11 protein-coding genes and 1 pseudogene are annotated in these 21,265 nt (G+C 60.2%); 9 read left to right on the forward strand and 3 right to left on the reverse strand.

Translation table 11 applies throughout. The annotated features are described in order from the left end of the window. The first annotated feature begins 106 nt into the window (after nucleotides 1-106). Genes BLP83_RS14945 through BLP83_RS14955 form a run of 3 tightly spaced genes read left to right on the forward strand, consistent with a single transcriptional unit; the run spans nucleotide 107 to nucleotide 5,327 of the window. Nucleotides 107-589: a hypothetical protein gene (locus tag BLP83_RS14945; RefSeq protein WP_091244541.1), complete on the forward strand. Its 483-nt coding sequence runs from the start codon at nucleotides 107-109 to the stop codon at nucleotides 587-589. Nucleotides 590-603: 14 nt separating this feature from the next. After that, nucleotides 604-3,039, forward strand: a complete 2,436-nt coding sequence (locus BLP83_RS14950) for a site-specific integrase (RefSeq protein ID WP_091244543.1) — start codon at nucleotides 604-606, stop codon at nucleotides 3,037-3,039. A 29-nt stretch (nucleotides 3,040-3,068) separates the two neighbouring features. Next, nucleotides 3,069-5,327, forward strand: coding sequence for a tyrosine-type recombinase/integrase (locus BLP83_RS14955; RefSeq protein ID WP_091244546.1), 2,259 nt, complete (start codon nucleotides 3,069-3,071; stop codon nucleotides 5,325-5,327). Between the two features lie 720 nt (nucleotides 5,328-6,047). Here the strand turns inward: BLP83_RS14955 and BLP83_RS14960 are convergent. From BLP83_RS14960 to BLP83_RS14970, 3 genes are read right to left on the reverse strand one after another with little or no spacing between them, the layout of a single operon-like run. Beyond that, nucleotides 6,048-6,866 (reverse strand): TraI domain-containing protein, encoded by an 819-nt coding sequence (locus BLP83_RS14960; protein WP_091244548.1) that lies wholly within the window; start codon nucleotides 6,864-6,866, stop codon nucleotides 6,048-6,050. Nucleotides 6,867-6,885: 19 nt separating this feature from the next. Continuing rightward, nucleotides 6,886-8,214, reverse strand: a complete 1,329-nt coding sequence (locus BLP83_RS14965) for a site-specific integrase (protein ID WP_091244551.1) — start codon at nucleotides 8,212-8,214, stop codon at nucleotides 6,886-6,888. Continuing rightward, entirely contained in the window at nucleotides 8,207-8,443 is a 237-nt protein-coding gene (locus BLP83_RS14970; RefSeq protein WP_091244553.1) for a hypothetical protein, read from the reverse strand. Before BLP83_RS14970 ends, BLP83_RS14965 begins: the two co-directional genes overlap by 8 nt. A 107-nt stretch (nucleotides 8,444-8,550) precedes the next feature. On the opposite strand from BLP83_RS14970, the gene BLP83_RS14975 reads away from it, so the two are divergent. The 6 genes and pseudogenes from BLP83_RS14975 (at nucleotide 8,551) to BLP83_RS15000 (ending at nucleotide 21,168) form a co-directional block, all read left to right on the forward strand. Next, on the forward strand, nucleotides 8,551-8,805 hold the full coding sequence (locus tag BLP83_RS14975; protein ID WP_245680058.1) for a helix-turn-helix domain-containing protein: 255 nt from the start codon (nucleotides 8,551-8,553) through the stop codon (nucleotides 8,803-8,805). 199 nt (nucleotides 8,806-9,004) lie between these two features. Next, nucleotides 9,005-10,005: pseudogene (locus BLP83_RS14980) on the forward strand (IS1595 family transposase). A 662-nt stretch (nucleotides 10,006-10,667) separates the two neighbouring features. Further along, complete coding sequence (locus BLP83_RS14985; RefSeq protein WP_091244556.1) at nucleotides 10,668-12,023, forward strand: DNA cytosine methyltransferase; 1,356 nt, start codon at nucleotides 10,668-10,670, stop codon at nucleotides 12,021-12,023. 39 nt (nucleotides 12,024-12,062) lie between these two features. Further along, the gene (locus BLP83_RS18405; RefSeq protein ID WP_143006706.1) at nucleotides 12,063-14,144 is read left to right on the forward strand and encodes a hypothetical protein; all 2,082 of its coding nucleotides are present in this window, start codon (nucleotides 12,063-12,065) and stop codon (nucleotides 14,142-14,144) included. Continuing rightward, complete coding sequence (locus BLP83_RS14995; protein WP_143006707.1) at nucleotides 14,144-15,649, forward strand: hypothetical protein; 1,506 nt, start codon at nucleotides 14,144-14,146, stop codon at nucleotides 15,647-15,649. Before BLP83_RS18405 ends, BLP83_RS14995 begins: the two co-directional genes overlap by 1 nt. Nucleotides 15,650-15,663: 14 nt before the next feature. Further along, nucleotides 15,664-21,168: an ATP-binding protein gene (locus BLP83_RS15000; protein WP_143006708.1), complete on the forward strand. Its 5,505-nt coding sequence runs from the start codon at nucleotides 15,664-15,666 to the stop codon at nucleotides 21,166-21,168. The last annotated feature ends 97 nt before the right edge of the window (nucleotides 21,169-21,265 follow it).

Below are 21,265 nucleotides of genomic sequence, written 5' to 3' on the forward strand. Positions count from 1 at the left end.
CTCAGTTGTAGCCTGCTTTCGACAGGTCGGGCGCCGTCTCGAGGAACGCTTGGCCCTCGATATGCTAAGGATGCGGCACGAGCAAGGATTCAGGTGACAGGTCGGCATGAAAGAGTCCAAGGCCCCCAAGCTGACGCAGTTGCCGCGCGTGTGCGTGCGGTTGGACAAACTGGTCTTGCCAGATGGCCTTACCCTGCCTCGGGTGGAAAGACTTCCCAAAGCTTCGCAGCAGGCCTACGACTATTTGTCGGTCGTGCTGGCAGCGCAGGCGCCCGTAGTCAGTCGACCCGACACTGACGGGCAGAGGCGCGTCGTCGCCAATGCGAACACGCTGGCTCTTGTGCGTGCGCTCGTGCCCCAGACTCGGAAGCCAGCCTTCCGCGTGGAATGTTGGGAAGTGCAGGCGGACGTGGATGCTGCCTTCTATGTCGACTTCCCGAAGGAGATTCTCGACCTGATGGTCCCTGCCGTTCGGCCTCCACCGGAGCGCGAACTCCTTCGGAAGCTGCGGGCGGATCATGATCTTGCGCTGAGGCGGAGGAAGGACGAAGGCCTCTCGGAACTCGTCTCCAAGGGGGCAGGAAAGTAGTCGTGAGCGTAGGGATGGAATCCAGCCAAAAGGAAGATGGCAGCACAAGGGAGAGTCGCGGCAGAAGGCTGGATCGCTACCGCGAGTTGATTGATCTGGGCTCAGGAGACGAGGAGCGCGCGCAGCTATCCAGAGTGATCGTGCAGGTCGGCATACCGCCAGACCTGTGCTACCTCAGGGATGGTCTGGCCCGAACGAGGAGAATACTCAAGGCCGATACCGACGCGTTCGACGAACTGCTGAAGGCTTCTGGAAGCGAGGAGCGGGTGCAAGACTGGGTAAGCAGGGTTGATCTTGCCATCGCTCTAGTCGACACGATGCCTCGGATCCCTGACGATCCGATTGATATGCCGATGCAGCGCTTTTCCGAGGAGGAAGGGCATCCGCTGAACAAGTACTGCATGGGCATGTGTCCCTACTGGGCAGTGCAGTTCCACGAGCTGCCGGAGACCGTGGCCGAAGCGGCCCGGATCCAGTATTCGGAACTCCATGATCTCGTCTCGCGCTACCTGCTTGTTGCTCAAGCCAGAGCTCGCGATGACAACTTTCTTGAGCGTTACGCGAAATGGGCGAAGGACGGCAAGCTGCCAAAGCCTGGAGCACAGAAGCTTCCTGCAGGCCGGATAGAGGCCGCAGCGCTCGCACTGAGGCGGTTGAGCGCTGCTGAGTATCGAAGGCACGTGAGCTCGCTTGCCGCCCCGTCCGACCGTTTGGCTGAGCGAGTTGCCCAGGCCGAGGACTACGCGGAGCTGCTGATCGACGCAGGTCTCAATCTACCGCAAGACGAGATCAAGGGCTTCATTCGTATGCTTGACAGCTTCCGTCTTCTGGATGAGTTGGTTTGGCAGAATGCCGGCTATCTGAAGCGGCGGGTGCGTGAATTCTCTCGTGCAGAACGGACGCTGGGGCCGGATGGATATGTGCGGCTTGGCAAGCGCGGGCTCGTGCTCGCAAGTGAACAGCTGGAAGCTGGCGGCACGCTCGTTCGAATTCTCCGCGATCCAGTGAGCCGTGCTGTCAGCAGCGAATCTGCGGAAAGACTCGATGCGCCAGAAGTGGATACCGCGGATCAGTTGGGCGTCCTGATTCTAGATCGCGCTGAATATGATCAGGTAGCGCCCGGCCAGCGGCGACTTCAGGCGGAGCGGCAGGCCAAGCTTCTGGCTCGGTACTCGAGCTCACCAAGCCTCGATCGATCGAGCCTCACTGCATGGCAGATCAGCCGAATCCGAACAGAGCTGAAAGCCGTCGAGCCGCCGCAGCTTAGGGCGTATCTGGTAGCAAGTCTCGCAACAGGGCGAGATTTCGCGGGGTCGAGTTTGCCGGTGTTTGAGGAGCAGCCGCGCGACGTCCCCGCGATCAGCTTCGTGAACGACCTCGAGCCCTCGTGGCTGCTTCGCATTGACCCGCCTGCATGGGCGGAAACCGAGCCTGTCGCGGCAGAGCGAACCTCCGAGCCCGTGTTGCGCTTGCCGGATGTTCTGGGCTTTTCGGAGTGCCTGCGGGGCAAGCCTGTGACTGAACTCAGCTGGGATGAGAGCATCCGCAGCAAGGCGCTCGAATGGCTGCAATGCATCCTCTGGGACAACACGATCAGCCTGCGTTCGATTCACGGCCTTCTTGCTAGGAGGTTGCTTGAGGAGAGCCAAGGAGATCTTGCCTTGGTGCGCTTCATCGCCGACGCCAGAGTCGCGCATGCCGAATCAGCAGCGCATTACTCTGCTGTCACCGCAGGCGCAGCGGTTCAGCTCTACCTGAAAGCCCTGGAGCACGAGCGGGAACAGTCCAAGACGAGCGTGTCAGCGCCTTCTCGGGTCGTCGGAGCCCGTCGTGTTCCCACCCTTGAGGCTGTCAAGGCGCTTGTCGGCAGCGCCAAGGAGAAGCTCAAAAAAGCACCCGGCGTGGACCGGAAGAATGCCCTGACCTTCTACACCCTGCTGGGTTTCAACCTTGGCGTCGCTGGCCGCGCCTATGAGACCAGAAGAATTCTTGATTTCGTGCGCGCCCATGGCCTCGCGGTTCTGGCCGAAAAAGGTAGCTCATACAACAATCGGCTGGTTCCGCTTGCGCCGACGCTCAAGAGGCAGCTCGGTGCTTACCAGAGCGCTCTGGCAGGCTGGGGATATGCCCCGACGGGCGAGCACGGCCTTTTCTGTCACTGGGGGGGCGATGGGAAGCCGAAAGGTCCCTTCTCGCCCAAGATGTTCGCAGAGTTCGCGCAGGATAGAGGGTTTGACCTAGAGCTGTATTCGCTGCGGCGATTCATTCGCACCGAGCTGGTCCAACGGGGGGCATCGCCTGAGGATGTCGATGCCTTCATGGGGCACTGGTTCAACCTGCTGAGCCCGCACGACCCCTTCTCCACCTATCCGTCTAGTCGACTGGTTCTGCTTGCAGAATCCCACATCGAAGGGATCTTGACCGACATCGGATACACGAGTTTTCAGTGACGACCGACCTTCCGCTCAGGCCTGCGCACATGCAGGAGACCAACTCCGACGCTTACGCGAAGGCCGCCGTTCTTCTGGAAGAAGCCCTCGCCGCGCTTCGAATCGATCTGGCAGAAGACTTAAATGAGGGCCGCAGTGACACGGTGCGCGAGATCCGCGACTCGGTGCTGGCTCATCTGCTTGAACAGACCTCAGGCAAGTCTCGAACGAAGGTCAAGGCACTGCAGGCTACGGAAGGCCATGAACTGCTGTGCTGTGCCATGGATCTTCTGGAGATTCGACTCGAGGCGCTGGGGAGCCATGAGACTGGGCAGATCGATCGCCCCTTGTACTTGGAGATCCCTGCGGGACCGCCGCCGTTGCCACGCAACGTTGGCGCAGTCCTTGATTCGATCGAGGGGCTAGATTCCGAGCTGGCCAACCAATCGTGGATAGATGCCTCGGAACAAGAGCAGGTCGGACTGGCGGCTGCTCTGCTCGTGATGCGGTCGGGGGCTTGCAGCAGGAGCATCCTGCGCGCCGTGTTTGAATCCCTCATGGAAGGCGCGCCGGTATGTCTCTCCGAGCACTACGCCTGGATGCTCATTGATGCCGAGCTGGATGGAGTTTCCCAGAAGCGCCGCATCTTCGTGGATCCAGCCACTCTTGCCGCGATGGCGTTGATCAAAGGGCAGCTCAAGCGCTGGAGGTTGCCGAATGCCGGGAGCGCGCGACAGGCGGCACTCGATCGGCGCATTCGCGAGGGGTGGTCAGCACTCAGGGGGCGCCTAGCCTCAAGGCTCAAGCTTCCAGGGCACCTCAAGGCGCTGATGGATGCAACCTCGGCGCATATCCAGTTGAACAGCGTCCCCCTCTTGGCCACCTATGCCAGTGGTCGCTTGGCATCCACGAGTTGGCATGAGTCAGCCTGGGTTCGAATGCTGGGCTACGACCGGTCAGGGTCGGACGAGGCGACGTCCGATGCGCTTGGCCGGGAGGGAAAGGGGGCCACAGAGGAATCCGTGCTGTCGCCGTCAGATGCAGCGATTTCTGAGCCGGCGGATGGGGACGATTTTCTGAAGGCGCTCCGCAGGGCAACGCACCCGCAAGGCACTTCCGCTGCTGCGGCAGAGAAACTGGGATCGATCATCTCGCAGCAGACGCCGGGCACGACCAGGTGGTTTGTCGCGGGTTGGCTTCGGAATCTCGTGGTGGATGCGCGCCATGGTAAGAGGAAGCGTCTCAGGCTCGGCACCGTGAACTACTTCCGCTCCATCATGGCCAGCCGCTTGGTGGCCTTCCTGCCGGAACGGCTGGACGCACTCGGCGCTGATGAACTGACCGATGCGTTCGCGGAGCTGGTGGGGTGTATCCGTACGCCTGACCTCAAGGCGCGCGTATCGGCGCTCTTGCGCCGATTCAACGCCTTCTGTATCCGGGAAGGAGAGCGCTTGCCCGAGGGGTACAAGCTTCCGAAGGTAGGCGCCGGGCGGGCCGAAGTCAGTGCACGGCATGTCAGCGATTCCGACTACTCTCGTGCCATGAAGCTGCTCAAATCCGAACAGGACAGCGGTGCCAATCGAGAGGCGCGGGTCTTCCTGAGCCTTGCATATCGCTTCGGCGCTCGGCGAGCCGAGATTCTGGGCCTGACGCTGCTGGACGCGCGGCGCGGCAATGCTACATGTGACCTCGAGATTCGTCCGAATGCTGCGCGCGCTTTGAAGACGGGCAACTCCCTGCGTCGACTTCCACTGTCACTCCTGACCGATGAAGAGCGCGAGGACCTCAGGGCGCTCTGGGAGATGCGCGGCTCGGTGGCCTCCGGAAAACGCACAGATGCCGTCCGGGCTGATGATCAACAACATCGACAGCCTGTTTCCCGAGAGATTGTCGAAGAGACCTTCCTCTTCCTCGCAGGAGAGGGTGATCCCGCCGGACAGATACCTGAACACCCTGCCGCAGAGCGGGCTCTTCAGGCGCTACGCATCGAAAGCGGAGACAGCGAGCTGCATCTCCACCACCTCCGACACGCCTTTGCCAGTCGGCATGTCCTCGGTGCGCTGCTCGACGCTCTTCCAGAGGGTGCAGCTGCGCAGCTCCCGCAAGCGGTTCTGGAAATGAAAGAACTCGCCAAGCACTTTCACGACCGAGTTTTTGCGCGGGCCGGACGCCTGTCGCGTCGAGGGAGCATGGTCAGCATGGCCTTGGGACATGGATCGGACGAAACCACTTACCGGCACTATGTCCACGGACTCGAACTGCTGGTTTACGCCACTCTCCGCGCGACGCGGCTGCGCAGGGTTCATTAGGACGTCCAGCCATCGTTCCGTCAGAAGGAGGTGGCGGAGGCTGCGCGCATCCTGGGGCGATCCCAGACGACCCGTCCGCCTACGAAGCGGCTTCAGGAATGGCTGTCGAAGCGGGCACGCAAAGCCGGGTTGCGGGTATGCGTGTATCGCCGTGACCCGAACACCTCACGTCCCATGCTCGACGTCGCATGGGCGAAGGCGCAGCCTGAGCTGCAGGGGCTTGATGGAATTCCCAAGTCCGAGGTCCAGCTCCAGCGAGCCGCTGAGACCTTGCGCCTGCTGCGCCGCTGGTTGGCAAGCTCCCCGGTGGATGCCTGCAACGCGTTACAGTTGCTTAGTGGTGGTCCAGGTGCGACAGGCTGGTATGTCCTTGAGGCGTCAGCTGCGCGGGTTTTTCTGCACGCGTGTGGCTCAGCGTTTGATCGGAGGCTGGGTCCAGACGTTCGCTTGCCAGCCCATCTACGCCGAACATCGGATGGCGAAAGTCTGCTCACAGGCGACAAGCTGAATGACGTCCTGTGGGAGAAGACGGCCCGTGTAGAGCTGCGTGTTCGGGATCCGCTGGCGAACAAGGAAGGAGGCCGCCAAAGGCACCACGCCATCATCACGTGGGCAGTTCGTGCTGCCGCCGAGTACGCCCGGAAGTATCTTCCGTGAAGGGGGTGCCCATCGAGCTGGCTTGTCGGGCCAGTCGATGGGCGTAGGCCCCATTCTCTGCTGTCACGACAGCATCTCTTCCATCATGCGCTTGTTCGCCTCGCAGCTGAGCTGATCGAAGGCATGGACGACTCGGCCGATCGCGAGCGGATAGGGCGAGGTGCGTGGGGTGCGAGGACCGCCAAGGAGTTCCCGCATCTTGATTCCAACCCCATAGGACTCCTCCAGCAGTTGATCCAGCAGGGGTGCCAGAAGTTTTCGCCCGGTTTGCTCATGGTGGTTGGGCGAAAGTCCGTCGCCCTTGGGGGCCGTGTATTCGAGCTTGCCGTAGTCATGAAGAATCGCCAGAGCGATGCCGAGATCGCGGTCTTCATCCGAGACGCCCTCGGCGCTGGCGACCATCTTCGCAATCTCCAGCGAGTGCTGGGCAAGTCCCCCGCCGTAGGCGTGGTGGTGCATCCAAGACGCCGGAAGGCGCCAGAACTTTTTGCGTGCAACGGGCTGCAGCAGCGCGTCCGACACGAAGCGACGCAATGGTGCCGTTTTCATCTGGTCGACCAGCTGGGTTGTCTGCCGAACGACGCCGGGGATCGGGCAGAGCTTCTCGCTGAACATTGGCGTGATTGGCGAGAAATCATCGCGCTCGAAGGACACCAGAAGGTTTTCCGCCTCCTTGCGTTTGATCGGCAGGATGACCGCTGTGCCCTTGAGCATGCCCAGGGCCCCTGGCTTCGGCAGCGGTAGCCACGACCACGCCACCAGCTCTCCTGCGCTGTGTCGAAAGCGCAAGCGGGTGCCGGAGACGCATTCAAACTTGTCGACGGACTCCAAGGTGCCGACGAATCGATGCGTGGTGGGTGACATGAGGGAAGTGTCCAGCATGGAGGAATCCTTTGGTCGATCAGGGGGATTTGGCGATCAGCGCCAGGACAGCACCGAGTTGCTCGGGCGTCAGTGATTTCAGGGCCTGCAGCGCTGCCGTGGGATCAGAGGCCTGCGTCGGTTGTGGCGTACGAGAGGTGCCGACCGCTGAGCCCGCAAGGCCGTCGGGTGCTTTGGGGTCGAGCTTCGCGTGCATCAGTCCCGCGAAGGCCATCCCGTCGTTCCGGGTGAGGTTGGGCACGAAGCGCGAGTACACCCGGAACAGCATCTCCGTCGTCGAGTGGCCGAGGATGCTCGCCACCCACTCCGGGTTTTCTCCGGCGGCCAGCATCAGCGTCGCTGCGGTATGCCGCATGTGGTAAGGCGGTCTGACCTTGAGATCCAGATTGCGAAGCAGCGGGTACCAGATGCGGTTGGTGAAGTTCACCGCATCAATCGGATTGCCCTGCCGGCTGTGGAAGACCCATTCGCAGCCGGGGATCGCGTTGGCTTTCTGCTTGAGAAATGCCTCGCGCACCTGGGGCACCATCGGCACCGTCCGGATCGACGACTGCGTTTTTGGCTCGCCGTCGCCCTCGCGAGAGTGCGTGCGCACCACCTGGAAGCAGCCTTGCTCGAAGTCGACGTCCTGCCACTGCAGGCCATCGGCCTCACCGGTGCGCAGCCCCGTGAGGAGCCGCACCGTCAGGTAAGGGCGATAGTCCTCCCGCACCCGGGCGATCAGGAGCTGGACTTCCTCCAGCGTGAAGGGCATCACTTCGGTCCGCTTCTGCTTCAGCGGCTTGAGCGTGCGCGCGGCAGACGTCAGCCCATGGCGATCGCAGCCCTCGTTGAGGATCGACTTCGCGAGCATCATCAGCTTGTTGATGCGCTTGGCTGAGATCGTCTGGCCGCCACGCCCACTGCGCTTCGAGATCTGGGCCTGGAACCCCAGCAGCTCGCCTCGACCAATCTTGTCCAGCGCCAGATCACCGAGGGCCGGCAGCAGGATGCGATCCAGCGTGGTGCGCACGTAGGCGGCATACCGACGGCGCCAGCGCGGCGAGCTTTCCGTCACCCACACTTCCGAGAACTCGCGGAAGGTGGGGGTGGCTGGCTTGGCTCCGACCTCGCCGTCGAAATCGTCCCCCGCGGTCAGGCGCTTGGCGCGCGGGCTGTTCGGAAAGAAGCGCGCGTAGTCGAAGCTGCCCTTGGTGATCTCCCGCTCCACGCGCTTGGCCAGCGCTTCGACCACACGCCGATTGCTGGGCGTGTCCGAAAGCGCGGTCTGCTCGCGGCAGCGCACGCCCTGGAACTGGAAGTCCAGGTACAGGGTGCCTGTCTCTGGCCGTACCCGGACCTTAGCCATGGGCGACGCCGCCGTTGGCCATCGGGATGATCGGCCCGCGCCCCATCGAGAAGTTGGCGATGTCGCGCTCGATGGTCTCGCGGATGAAAAGCAGCTTGCGGCCGCCGAAGGGGCGGATGTAGTGGACACCTTCCAGCAGCACGCTGTCCTTGAGCCGATCGCGGATCGTGCGAACGTCGTAGTGGATCAGGCTAGCCAGCTGCTCGGTGGTCAGGTAGGTTGCGCTCATGCGGGTCCTCCAGTGCTCGTCGGGGTGATCGAGTGATGACCTAAATGATCACTCGATGACGAAGATAGCACTCAGAAGATCGCTGTCAACATCAAACGATCATCGGAATGAGCGAAATTCAGGAAATGTTAAGATTCAAGCTCAAGGAGCGCATCGCCGAGCTGGAGTTCCGGGAACGCCGGCGCGTCACCTTGCAGGAGATCGCCGAGGCGACAGGCTTGAACCGTATGACGCTCTCGAAGCTCGCCAATCACCACGGATCGAACGTGCAGACGGATGTCATCGACCGGCTCTGCACGTACTTCAAGTGCAAGGTCGAAGAGCTCGTGGAGCATCATCCGGAGCAGAACGTCCCCGGTTGAGCAGAGACTTGGCTGCCACCCGTTGAGTAACTGAGACCTGCCCTCCGAAGGGGGCTGGGAGAGAGGACCGCGCTACCGACTTGTCGATCATTCTGGGCTCGGCGCGAGTTCATAGATACGCTCGGAAGGCCGTCGCCGCTCGCAGGATCTGAGACGCGACCACGCGAGGCTGTGCTCCCAACTTGCGCTGAGCACGGCCATGGCGATGAACATGATCCAGTTTCAGCCGGGGCTGTCGCTACCCGAGTTCATGGGCTTCTATGGCACGGAGGCGAAGTGTCGACCCGCACTGTACCGCTGGCGTTGGCCCGCCGGATTTCGTTGCCCCGCCTTCGGAGCTCGTCATCGTTTGAGCTTCCGTCGCGGCGGCCACACCCTTACCAGTGCCGTGCCTGCCAGCATCAGACCACGCTGATGAGCGGCACGCTGCTGGCCTCCACCAAGCTGCCATTGACCGCCTGGCTTCTGATTCGCCTGCTCACCATCACGAAGACCAAGCTCGCGGCGCTGGAGTTCAAGCGTCATCTCGGCGTGTGCTACCGCACCGCTTGGCGCTTGAAGCACAAGATCATGCAGGCCATGAATGAGCAGGGAAAAACCAGGCGCCTCAGTGGTTTCCTGAAGAGCAATGACGCCTACCACAGCGACGAGCGCAATGGCGGCAGGCCCGGACGAGGCTCCGAGAATAAGCAGCCGCTCATGATCACAGTGAGCATTGATGCCGCCCATCAACAGCCGACCTTCGCCGACATCGAACCCGTGCGCGCCTCCGACAACGCCTCGCTGGCCGACTCGACGCAGCGGCGCCTTGCGCCCGAGGCTGAGGCGTTCACCGATGGATTGGGATGCTGCCGGCGCATTGAGGTCGCAGGCGACGCCCCTACCGTGCTGCAGACCGGCGGCGTCGCGGCCACCGAAGTCGATGGCGCGCGCCGGACCAACATGCTTCGATCCAACCTCCAGCGAGCTCTCGAAGGCGTCAATCACGCTATCCGTCAGTCGAAGTACGCTGGCCGTTACCTAGCCGAGGCCGCATACCCCTTCAACCGCCGCTTCAAACTGAGAAGGATGGCGAACCAGCACGGGGCTGCCTTGACGCGCTGCGAGCCTTGTCCAGTGCGGCTTTTTGCGTGGGGCGAGCAACTCCGTTCACTCAGGTTCGGCGCAGATCAGTTACATGGATGGGTTTTGATCGGTTGAAATTGAGCCTGTGCGAAACTAACTTCGTAAGATTTCTTGAACTGCATGACTCGCTCCCAAAAGAAGATGCCGGCTAATCAATGCGTTCAACCAGTGGGGCATTAGGTTCTTGGCGAAATATTCTTCTCATTCGCAGTCTGGTTCCGATGTTTTCATGAAAGCGACTGCCGCAAAACTCGACCGGCTTGATCCCAACCTTGGAGGTGCCAATGGACTCATGCAGGACATGAGGTCAGGGCCGTCTTGGTCGTACAGTGTAGGGTTGACTGAGCGGATATTAGCTTACGTGCACCAGACGAACCCGCAGCAGGGTTTCCCGCCCCGTTGTGTCGGATCGGCGGCATTAAATGCCACCAACATCGCGAACGGAGCAGGTAGATCCGCGCTAACTGACTTGCCCAATCTGGCTGCATTCGTCCAACGCTAGGCGGCTTCGCAGGAAAAGCGAAACGGAGGGAGATTCTACGCGCACCTTTGTGCAGACCTGAGGCTCCACCAGACCTGAGAGCCCGGCACGATTGACTGATCATAGGAGTAAGGCCAAGAAGCGACTTGATGCGCTTGTAAGGTAAATTCTCAGCGAATCGAAGTAATGACACCGAAACACGTGCGGTCGACAACCGTGTAAGATTGCTGATAAAAAGAGCAGGACGTCACAAGAAATGAACTTGGAAGTAGTGCCGGCGAGCCGGACTTTCATCGACCTCTTCTCGGGATGCGGAGGTTTGTCGCTGGGACTTTGCCAGGCTGGATGGAAAGGACTCTTCGCCATCGAGAAGGCCACGGATGCGTTCGAGACTTTCCGGGAGAACTTCCTTGGTGAGAACTCCCGCTTTGCCTTTGATTGGCCCAGCTGGTTGGAGCAGCGCGCACACTCCATCGATGACGTTTTGGCACTGCGCGGTCTACATTTGTCGAAAATGCGGGGTGAAGTCGACCTCATCGCGGGTGGTCCGCCATGTCAAGGATTCTCGTTCGCGGGCAAGCGAAACGCGAAGGATCCCCGTAACCAGCTCTCCCAGCGGTACGTCGATTTCGTCGAGCGACTCCAGCCGAAGTCCCTAGTTCTGGAGAACGTTCCCGGCATGAACGTCGCCCATAAGTATGAGCACGGGAAGAGTCGCAAGACTTACTACGAAAAGCTTCTGCATTCGCTTTCAATAGCCGGCTACGTGGTGTCGGGGCGTGTCTTGGACGCGGCTGACTTCGGCGTCCCGCAGCGCCGCACTCGACTAATTGCCGTTGGGATTCGGTCGGATATCGCGGATAAGCTTGCATGCGCGGCTAGCTCGACTCCCGCAGACGTGCTCGAGGGCATCTTCGATGCAATCAATCAGGCAGGCAAGCGTCAGCTCGTCCGATATGGCCAGGGCGCCCATGTCACGGTTCGGGACGCGATCTCTGATCTCGCGATTGGGCCGGCCGATCACGAGAACACCGAAGACTACGTGGGAAGCGAGCGATGTGCAGGCTACAGGCAGGTCAGGTACCAGGGGCCGAACACGCCTTACCAGATCGCCATGGCTTCTGGGGTCACCCCATCCGAAATGGACAGCATGCGACTTGCCCGTCATCGTCCTGATGTAGAAAAGCGCTTCAAGGCGATCCTTGAAACTTGCCCGCGAGGGGTCAACTTGAGCGCCGAGTTGAGGGCGCAGCATAGAATGCTGAAGCATAGGACGGTGCCGATGCATCCCGAAAAGCCGGCGCCAACCCTGACTACCCTGCCGGATGACGTCCTGCACTACCGAGACCCGAGGATCCTGACGGTCCGGGAGTACGCCCGAATTCAGTCTTTCCCGGACTGGTTCCGTTTCAAGGGCAAATACACCACGGGCGGGGCGTCCCGTCGTCATGAGTGCCCGCGGTACACGCAGGTTGGCAATGCGGTCCCGCCGCTGCTCGGGCAGGCCATTGGCTCAGGATTAATGGCGTGCCTCTCTTTGAGTTCAACGCGAGTGATAAGGGCCAGTGCGCCCAGTCTCGCGATGGCCGAGAAAAAGGCTTTTGCCGTATAGCAATTAGTCAGCTGCAAGAATCGAACAGGTGGATAGACGATGACGAAATACCCCGATGGATTGCTTGATTGGTCGGGCAATCGGGCTGGAGGAGTCAAGAAACTCTTCTACGGCGGCAGCGGCCGCCCCGTCGGGAAGGTGATAGAGACTCCTCTACTCACCCGTCTCTGGGAATGGTCGGATAGCGTCGTCCAGTTCGAGCCGGGCATTCCGCGGGCGGTGTTGCTGTTGGGAGGGCCGGGAAACGGCAAGACAGAGGCAATTGAGCAGACGCTTCGCCGAATTGACTCAAGGCTTGCGCTGAGCGGAGCGCTCATCGACAAGCTTGCGGCTGTCTTCGAGTCCAAGGATGGAGTCCCCCCAGGACGCCTTGTGGAGGTGGATCTTGGGGCGCTTTCAGGGGGGCGCTCGAGCGGGACAATCTCGATTGTCCAAGACGCCTCGGAGGGGAATCCGGGCTCTCCTGATCTTCCGGCGCAATTGCTCTGCAACGACCTAGCAGGACTCGTCGAAGACAACGTGTCAAAGCGCATCTATTTAGCGTGCATAAATCGCGGCGTCCTAGATGATGCCCTGATACTTGCGACGGAAAGAGGTGACACAGAAATTGGTGCTTTGCTGAAGCAAATCATCCGGTCGGTGTCGATGGCGGCCCATGGCGTCTCATGCTGGCCTCTGCAGGGATATCCGGGCATCGCAGTCTGGCCAATGGATGTGGAGACCTTGGTCGCAGGCGTCCAGGGTCAACCTTCACCCGCGGAGCAGGTTCTTCATATTGCGGCCAATGCCGACCATTGGCCTGATTTCGGGGCATGCGAAGCGGGTCAGTATTGCCCGTTTTGCACAAGTCGCAGGCTCCTTTCCGGCGAGCCCCATGCGGGATCTCTCGCCAAGCTGCTCCGATGGTATGAGCTGGCGAGCGGAAAGCGCTGGAACTTCAGGGACCTGTTTTCCCTTGTCGCCCACCTGTTGGCTGGAACCCCTAGCAATGCCGATGCGTCCGGTTATTCGCCCTGCAAATGGGCGGCAAAACAACTGAATCCCCCCGGCGGCGACCCGCGCAAGGCCGATGTACTCCGAAAGCGCGGAGTCTTTCGGTTGCTGGCTTCCCAATACCAACACGCGCTCTTTGGCGACTGGCCAATCGAGCATGCGTCGGGTCTCCGAAGAGACATCGCCGACCTAGGGCTTGGTGATTTCCCGGCGCTTGTGGCTATCCAGCAGTTCCTGGCGCTGGATAAGCGGCGGGAGTCGACGGCAACCCTCCGTGCCCAGCTCTCCGGCATGTCATCCGTATTGGATCCAGCAAAGGCAAGCCCCACCTTCGAGGTTAGGGTAAGCGCTAATACTGTTATTCGTTACGAAGACTTGGATAGGCGGTTCAGCCTGTCCATCCAAGGAGGCAGAGAGTACCTCCAAGAATATCAGTGCCTCTCGGAGATCGAGATTTCAGCACTCAAGGTCCTTGAGGAGGCCGACAATAAGTTGTCTGATCACTTAGTCAGGCGATCTCGGCCGGCGACAGCAATTCGAGTCCAGGCGCTTCTGAGGGCCATCGCGTGCAGGCTGGCAAGGAGGTCGATTGGCGTCAGGTGTTGTGTCACAAAGGATGCCGACGTCCTCGAGGAGTTCCACCGCGTCACCAATGGCGATTCGTCGGCGCTGCAGCAGGCGATCAGGCAGGTCGAGGCACTTCTCAACGTCAATCGCCGGTTCGTTGTTTGTCTCAACAACACCTTTGGTGAGCCGCTGCCTCCCCCAGAGCGGCGCGCGATGCTTACCACGGACATTCAGCGCGTTAAGCCGGTGCCCGCCTTGGAGGGTGTTGAGCGGCCGAGATCGCCGATGCCCTTCCTGAGGGTCGGCGCACAAGGCAACGCCAGGCCCATAGCCCTGACCTTCGATCTCTTCAAGGCGACGAAATCCCTTAGGCGTGGCATGGTCGCGTCGTCACTTCCGAGGTCGGTGGTCGCGCTTCTCGATACGACCCGAGCTGGTCTTGCGGGAGCGATCGTGCGAGACGAAGACGCTCTGGAAGGTGCGGAGATCCGGATCGGAATCAGGGATGAGGTCATAGTGCGGACCTTTGGAAGTTTCGTCATCCGCCAGGAGGGTGCTTGATGTCCATGCAGGAGTTTCTCGCTTCACCATGGAAGAAAGAAGCCTCGCACCGAGCCTTCAACGAATCCTCTTTTGGTATGAGGTCTGCCCCGGAGTTCGCAACTGGCGAGGTCGTCCTGTCTTCGCTCTACCGCGCCGTCGGCTTTGACGGGGTTTCCGAGGAGAAAGTGCCCTCGCTTGGCAATGATTTCAGGAAGGCGCTGGACAAGGAACGCAGAAAGCAGAACGCAGCTGGTGGTCTGAGCCCAGAAGCCTGGCGCACGGTCGTGGATCGTGTCGTGCAAAGTCCTAAGGTTGCGCAGCAATCCTCCAAGCGATTCCTATCGCTGTCCCCGGTCGTTCCCGACGCGGCCATCTACTCGGGCGCCGCGCGCCTTGGAGGAAACTCCTGGAACCCGGGGCGGCTGATCAAGCAAATGGTCGGAATCGGGTCGGAGACCATGGAGGGCGCGGAAACGCTTTGGGGCGAACTCTACGATGCTTTGTCCGTGACGGAAGCGGATGATGTCTGGGCAAGATGGCTCCAAACAGAATTTAGTCCCAGGCGCCCAGAGCAAATAGCGTGGGCCCCAAGACCGATGGATCAACCAGATTTGCTTCCGCAATCCGATAGACGGGGAGTTTCCTATCCCGCTCGGCAGTTCGTGGTGGACCTGCGAGGAATCTTGGATGCGAAGTCCGCCATGACGCGGCGGCAGTGGATCACACTGCTCGAGGCGCTACTTCGAATTGGATCGGTCAGCCATGTGCTGTGGCTGTGCGACGTCAATGACCGCTTGTGGCGTGCGATGCGTGCGGCGCTCGAGGGCGAGGCGAGTGGCGTGCCCGCCGATGCCGCCGCCATAAGAACCGACATTCTGGCCGTCAGGCGGCGGACGCTCTCGTTCGGGAATCCCGCTGTCCCAGCGATTCGGGACCTGGCCTCTCGATACCTATCCGCACGCCTGGGAATCAACTGTGTCCTTTGGACGCTGGACGAACTTGGCGTGGGCTCAAGTCGACTTTGTTCGTCCGAAGAAATCCTTGACTTCATCAAGAGCGTTCAGGCCAACGCAGGGGGGCTCAAGGCCCGTGGCGTCATGGATGCCTTCCATTCCCTGCAAGACAAGGAAGTCAGGACCATTGGCTGTAAGAAAGGAGTCGGAGCAAACCTTCTGGAATTCAGCCAGTACACGCTTGGACAGAGGCAGACGATGGACCAGGCACTCCGCGGGTACGACCAGAGCTATTTCCTCAGGAAGAACGGGGATGCCAGGAACGCGCCATGGGTTCTATCTCTAGGGCCCGCTGCCGTACTTGCGATGGTCCACTCGTGCCTACATGCGGTGGATGGACCGCGATCGATACAAAGGCTTTCATCCCATCTCGGGAGCTACGGCATCGAGTTTGATCTCCACGGCGTCAACGATAGCGTCCTTGGAAAGCAACTCCGAATGCTCGGACTCGTACTGGATAGCCCGGATGCCGAGAGCGGTATGCTCCTTGTGCCCCCGTTCGTAGCCTGAGGAAGGAGGCAATGATGAGCACGCTAGCCAAGGGAATTGCAAGCTGGGTCGAAAAAGCCATGGCGCGTGAGATCGCGACGCTGGTGGCCGGGAATATGGAGTGTCGCGCAGTCTTCTGCGGCCCGCCAAAGCACATCCTGAATCAAGTATTTGGGCATCTTATCCACGGTCGATCGCTGATCGAAGCGACAAGGGCCGATGGTCAGGCGGTTCAGTATCCCGTGATCCTTCAGGTCGACCGCCTCCCTACAGGGTTTCCCATCGGCTCCGCCACACAGTCGGGATGCCTTCAGTTCCATGGACTCGCTGCCGTCAGGAACGACAGGAATGGTGTTTTCCTAGTTCTTGTCGAGCCCGGTGCTCAAGCGAGCGATACGCATGAATCAACTCGAACTTCGCTTGGACTCGAGCCATCGGTAAACGAGGGCGGTGCCTCGATCATTGCCTGGTGGTCTGATCCATTCATTCAGTCGCTTGTTGATTCTGCCCTCTCAGAACTCTCCGGTCGCGACGCCGCGGCTGCCAAGGATCTACTAAAGGAGGCGATGATCGCCGCCGACGCGGCAGATCAGCACGAAGTAGCGAGAGTTGGAGCCTGGCGCGTCATCGAACGGTTGTGGGAGCTAAAAGAACGCGGCTTGTCTCTTGACCAACTCGTTAGCTTGGCCGCCGGATTCCCGCCCTCTAGCGACGGAAGTATTGAACCGAGATCCAAGACCGCCATCCTTTCAGCCATCGTGGACAGGATCGAAGCCGAGAACTTCGGTGGCTTACTGTCGTCCCTTCTGCAAAAAGCCAGGGACGATATCGAAAAAGAACACATCACCGCGTGCCTCTCGAATATGAGGGGCAGGTGCGATGTGGTTACTGCGGTTCGGCGATGTGCGCCATATGCGTACATGCCTTCGGACGCCATCGCTGGCGAAGTCTGGTGGAAGTCGCTCACTGTCGAGCGCTGGGAAGAGTTGCTCGATGATGGCGCTCTACCCGATGCGGGCGGCGACATCATTATTCAGTGTGCCAATCCGATGATTTCGCACCTTAAGGGCATGGTTCCCGTCGTCAAGGGATCCGTGCAACTTAGGATCGAGGTTCCAGAGAAGTACGTGGGCAGGCGGTTGGAGGTTATCCGCGAGGTCCCGGGTGCGAAGGCGGCGACGAAGGTTTGGACAGTTGACGCGGAACGCATGATCCACGTCGAGGACGACGAGATCCCCCCCCACAAGAGTCCGATGAAGTACTCGGCAAGCCTCGAAGGATCAGCCGGAAAGAAGGCGAGCGTTCGAATTGTCTCAATGGATGGCTGGCTCCCTGGGGTGGTTGCCTCTGCGACGACGGCGACAAAAGGTTCCCTCCCGAAACGCTCAAAAGCAGCGAAGTTAGAGGCGTCGCTGTCTCTCTCCGGGCAGGGGAGGCACTACCTTGACATCTACTTAAGGCCGGGCGTCGAGCTCGCGTCAATGCTCGCCACCGGTAGTGACGAGGAAGGAAATCCAGACCCGTCCATCACGGCGCCAATCGGCATGGTCGCGGAGGGCGAGTTCGGGGTCGAAATCGAAATCGAAGGGGAATGCTTCTTCGACATCACGCTCAGGGTTCCGGAGGTTGCGGATGATCAGGTCATCCGGATCGAATTGTCGGCGGAGCAATCAAGCCCGGAAGAGTGCTCAAGCCACTTCGAATTGCAGCTCCTTAAGAACTCTAGCGGTCGGAAGCCCAGCGCGGTCCACGTTAATGCTCAGCTAAGAAGTGCGCAGCTTCAAGGTTGGATGCTGGAGCAGGGGCGCGCTGGTCGCTCCTATTATCCCTTCGTTATGGCCGCGGACTATGCCGCCGACTGGCACAGGCGGGACTGGACTGGCGCAGATGACACGATCTTCTCGAAGGCTAGCTTCCTGTGCGATCCCCGGCCCTCGCCGGAAGAAATGGCGCCGCCGCAGGCTTTCATAGATGCCAGAGCCGCACTGGCCGCCAGGATCAGGGGTGGTGACGGAAATGGCTTGGTCGAAGGTGTGCCGCTCGGTGAGTGGATGGCAACGGATCCCGATTTCGCCGGGGAAATAGACGTCTACTTGAAATCCTACATGCACTGGCTTGCGAGCGATCCAGATGGGGCGGTTTGGTGTGACGTAGGGTTGGTCGCGCGGCTCGAGCCTAACGGACTTACCTTGGTGCAAGAGCCGGATGCGGTGATAGTTAGCCCGATGCATCCGGTAAGACTTGCTTGGCACTGTGTGGCCCAGCGAGCCATGTTCCTTGCCGCACGAAAGAGACCTTGTCCAGCCGCCAGCATCCTCGATCCGGATTGTGTGCCCGATGCGATCACTCTCCCACTGAGAAACGCCATGGGTGGCAAGACCAACGCCACTTTTTTCTCGGTCGAATGCAGTTCGGACTACTGGTCGATTCTTTGGAACGCGGGGCGCTTGGAAGCCCTTTCTTCACATGGGGCGACAGCCCCGCTTGACCGGGAGTTTGGCCTACTCGTCGGCGGAATCTCCGGTGGGTTTAGTGTTTCGCAGGTGCACAAAGCGCTCGAGGACATCTGTTCGATGCTGGTGGCGAAGCCGGTCGTCGGCGTCCTGGTGTCCAGTACCGCGAGCCAGAACAATGCGTGCAATGAAGGTCTGCTTTCCTGGGGCAGGAAGTACTTCGGCGGCGGGGATAGGGCGGCAGGCTTGGACGCCTGGGTCGGGGCCAGCGAGGTCAGGATCTACGACGACAGACCGGAAGATGCCCGGCCTGATGATGCGGAGATTTCAAATCTGGCCGAGGATACGGCGAACGCCGTGCACTGGTATTCCGGCACGGTGGCCGGCGAGGCTCCCGATCTAGCGATCATCGCCCAGCTTGAGACCTCCAATCCCGGTGCACTCCCAACCAAACTAAATTCTCCGTTGGGCTTCGGTGGGCTCGTGAGGACCCGAATTCGGGAGCCTTCCAGCATGGCGGGGGGTCAACTGCTCCGTGAGTCGCGCATGTCTGGTCCCGCGGCGCCCACTGGCGACGGGCTGGCCGACGCTGTAGCAAGTGCCATCTCGTCGCTCGAGAACATCTCGGAGCAACGCCTTGGTTACGTATTCGCCCCTAGCATTCATGTGATCAAGGGGGCGCTGGAGAGCGCGGAATTTGCCGCAGTTTCCTCTTCGAGCGTTGACCCGGCCTGCTTTCTCGGAAGTTGGTTGGAGGGCACCTATCTTTGGGACTACGAGCTCCCGTCGTACTCAGGTCGTGCCGGAGACAGCAATGGCTACTACTTGTTGTCACGGATCAAGGATCTCGACCTCGAAACCCTGAGAAGCGTGGTCAAGAGGTTCCCCGGTTGCGAGGAGATGCCGGAAGCCGTGCTTGCTGGAATAGTCGAGGAGGTCGCACGGCGTGGTATTCCAACCGTCAGGGGCCTCGCCGCAGGTGATTCTGGCGCGACGGGTGATTTGGGGCTACTCGTGGCCACGAGGCTGCTTCAGGATAGCTTCCGGGCGGCCGAATCAGGCGCTGGTCTCCTGACGCCTTGGCGCAGGGAGGGAGACATCGAAGAGCTTGCTCTCGTCATTCCGGTGGATCCATTCCAGGGCTATCTTGACGATCTCGCGAAGGCGCTAAAGCGCCCTACGCTCCACCGCCCAGACCTATTGGTCGCGACGGTGCGAATCAGTGACCTGGGAGTTCAGGTCCGACTGACTCCCATCGAGGTCAAGAACCGGGGTGCTGGAGCGGCGATGCCGCAATCCGATCGAGAAGCCGCGCTTGCCCAGGCACGCTCGCTGGCATCCCTGCTAGATGCAATGCTGGCAACGTATTCTGAGGATCAAGAGATGGTTCTCTGGCGGATTGCGCACCAGAACCTCTTGACCTCGATGATCGGGTACGCATTCCGTGTTTACAGCCAACGTCTGGCAGCCCAAGGCAAGTCGGGAGACTGGTCGCGCCTGCACGCACGAGTCATGGAAGCAATCCTGAGCTCCCAGGCCGATGTGCGGGTGGATTCGAGAGGCCGCCTGATCGTGATCGATGGCTCTAGCCAAAGTGGTCCGAGGGATACAGATGGAGATGGTTTCCACGAGACTATCGAGCTCTCGCACAAGGATGCTGCGCTTTTCATCCGTGGCGAGCACGATGCGCTCTGCACGGCCATGAAGCAGAAGCTAGGTGGCTGGGAAATGTTCCCTGAAGGGAGGGATGCCGGACTCTCCAATCAATCGCCGCCCGTGGCCCATGAGACTGCGCCCTTGGTGGATGGCGGCGTTGAGGTGCCGTCCCTTCACGCGCTCCAAGCAACGGCGGGGCCCGAGGGCAGCTCGCTGCCGTCTTCGGGAGTCGAAGCCATGGGCGCGTCGCAGCCGGCCTCCCCGGGAGCCATCGACGTGGATGGCGGCATGGCCCAGTCCGGGCTGATCATTCGGGTCGGTGAAACGATCGATGGGTTTGAGAGCCAAATTCGGCGGCTGAATCTTGGCAACACGGCCCTGAACCAAATGAACATGGGAGTCGTCGGCGATCTGGGGACCGGTAAGACGCAGCTGCTCCAGTCTCTGGTTTACCAGATAGCCAAGGGGAAAGATGGAAATAGAGGTATTGAGCCGAGCGTCCTCATCTTCGACTACAAAAAGGATTACTCTTCGAAGGAGTTCGTTGATGCGGTAGCTGCCAGGGTCATTAGCCCTCATCACCTTCCTCTCAACTTGTTCGATGTTTCAACTGCATCGCAGTCCATCAATCCAAAGCTCGAGCGCTACAAGTTCTTCTCCGACGTTCTGGACAAGATCTATTCAGGGATCGGGCCGAAGCAGCGAGACCGCCTTAAGAACTCCGTCAAGGACGCATATGTGCAAGCCGCCGAAGGGCAGTATCCAACGATTTACGACGTCCATCGAAATTACGTAGAAGCACTTGATGGAGGCGCGGACTCCCTGTCGGGAATCCTAGGCGACCTCGTAGACATGGAGCTCTTCACGCCGGATCCAAGTGTCGTTGTTTCGTCGGCCGAATTCCTGCGCGGAGTGGTCGTGATATCGCTAAATGAACTTGGTTCCGATGACCGGACCAAGAACATGCTCGTGGCCATCATGCTCAACGTCTTCTACGAGCACATGCTGCGGATACAGAAGCGGCCTTTCCTTGGGGAGAACCGCAATATGCGTGTTGTCGACTCCATGCTGCTCGTTGACGAGGCCGACAACATCATGAAGTATGAATTCGACGTCCTGCGTCGGGTCCTCCTGCAGGGACGTGAGTTTGGCGTCGGGGTGATCCTCGCTTCGCAGTACTTGAGTCACTTCAAGGCAGGTGCGACGGACTACCGGGAGCCTTTGCTTTCCTGGTTCATACACAAGGTCCCGAACGTTCGTCCGCAGGAGCTTTCGGCGCTTGGCTTTAGTGATGCGGTGGGATTGCCGCAATTGGCGGAGCGTATCCGTAGCCTTGGCGTCCATGAATGTCTCTACAAGACTCATGACGTGCAAGGTGAGTTCGTCCGCGGCGCGCCCTTCTACAGACGGGGTGAGTGGGCCAAGGAATGACTTTTCGTCGTGTCGATTTATCGCCTAGTTACGCTTTTGGTCTTAAGTTGCGTTCCTAAGAGAGGTGGGCTGTGTCCGACAATGCGTATTACGTTTA

It is taken from the genome of Aquimonas voraii (assembly GCF_900101825.1).
GTDB lineage: Bacteria > Pseudomonadota > Gammaproteobacteria > Xanthomonadales > Xanthomonadaceae > Aquimonas > Aquimonas voraii.

Coding starts and splice junctions, on each gene's coding strand:
- BLP83_RS14945 (WP_091244541.1), top strand. CDS start 107: ATGAAAGAGTCCAAGGCCCCCAAGCTGACGCAGTTGCCGCGCGTGTGC.
- BLP83_RS14950 (WP_091244543.1), top strand. CDS start 604: ATGGAATCCAGCCAAAAGGAAGATGGCAGCACAAGGGAGAGTCGCGGC.
- BLP83_RS14955 (WP_091244546.1), top strand. CDS start 3,069: ATGCAGGAGACCAACTCCGACGCTTACGCGAAGGCCGCCGTTCTTCTG.
- BLP83_RS14960 (WP_091244548.1), bottom strand. CDS start 6,866: ATGCTGGACACTTCCCTCATGTCACCCACCACGCATCGATTCGTCGGC.
- BLP83_RS14965 (WP_091244551.1), bottom strand. CDS start 8,214: ATGGCTAAGGTCCGGGTACGGCCAGAGACAGGCACCCTGTACCTGGAC.
- BLP83_RS14970 (WP_091244553.1), bottom strand. CDS start 8,443: ATGAGCGCAACCTACCTGACCACCGAGCAGCTGGCTAGCCTGATCCAC.
- BLP83_RS14975 (WP_245680058.1), top strand. CDS start 8,551: ATGAGCGAAATTCAGGAAATGTTAAGATTCAAGCTCAAGGAGCGCATC.
- BLP83_RS14985 (WP_091244556.1), top strand. CDS start 10,668: ATGAACTTGGAAGTAGTGCCGGCGAGCCGGACTTTCATCGACCTCTTC.
- BLP83_RS18405 (WP_143006706.1), top strand. CDS start 12,063: ATGACGAAATACCCCGATGGATTGCTTGATTGGTCGGGCAATCGGGCT.
- BLP83_RS14995 (WP_143006707.1), top strand. CDS start 14,144: ATGTCCATGCAGGAGTTTCTCGCTTCACCATGGAAGAAAGAAGCCTCG.
- BLP83_RS15000 (WP_143006708.1), top strand. CDS start 15,664: ATGAGCACGCTAGCCAAGGGAATTGCAAGCTGGGTCGAAAAAGCCATG.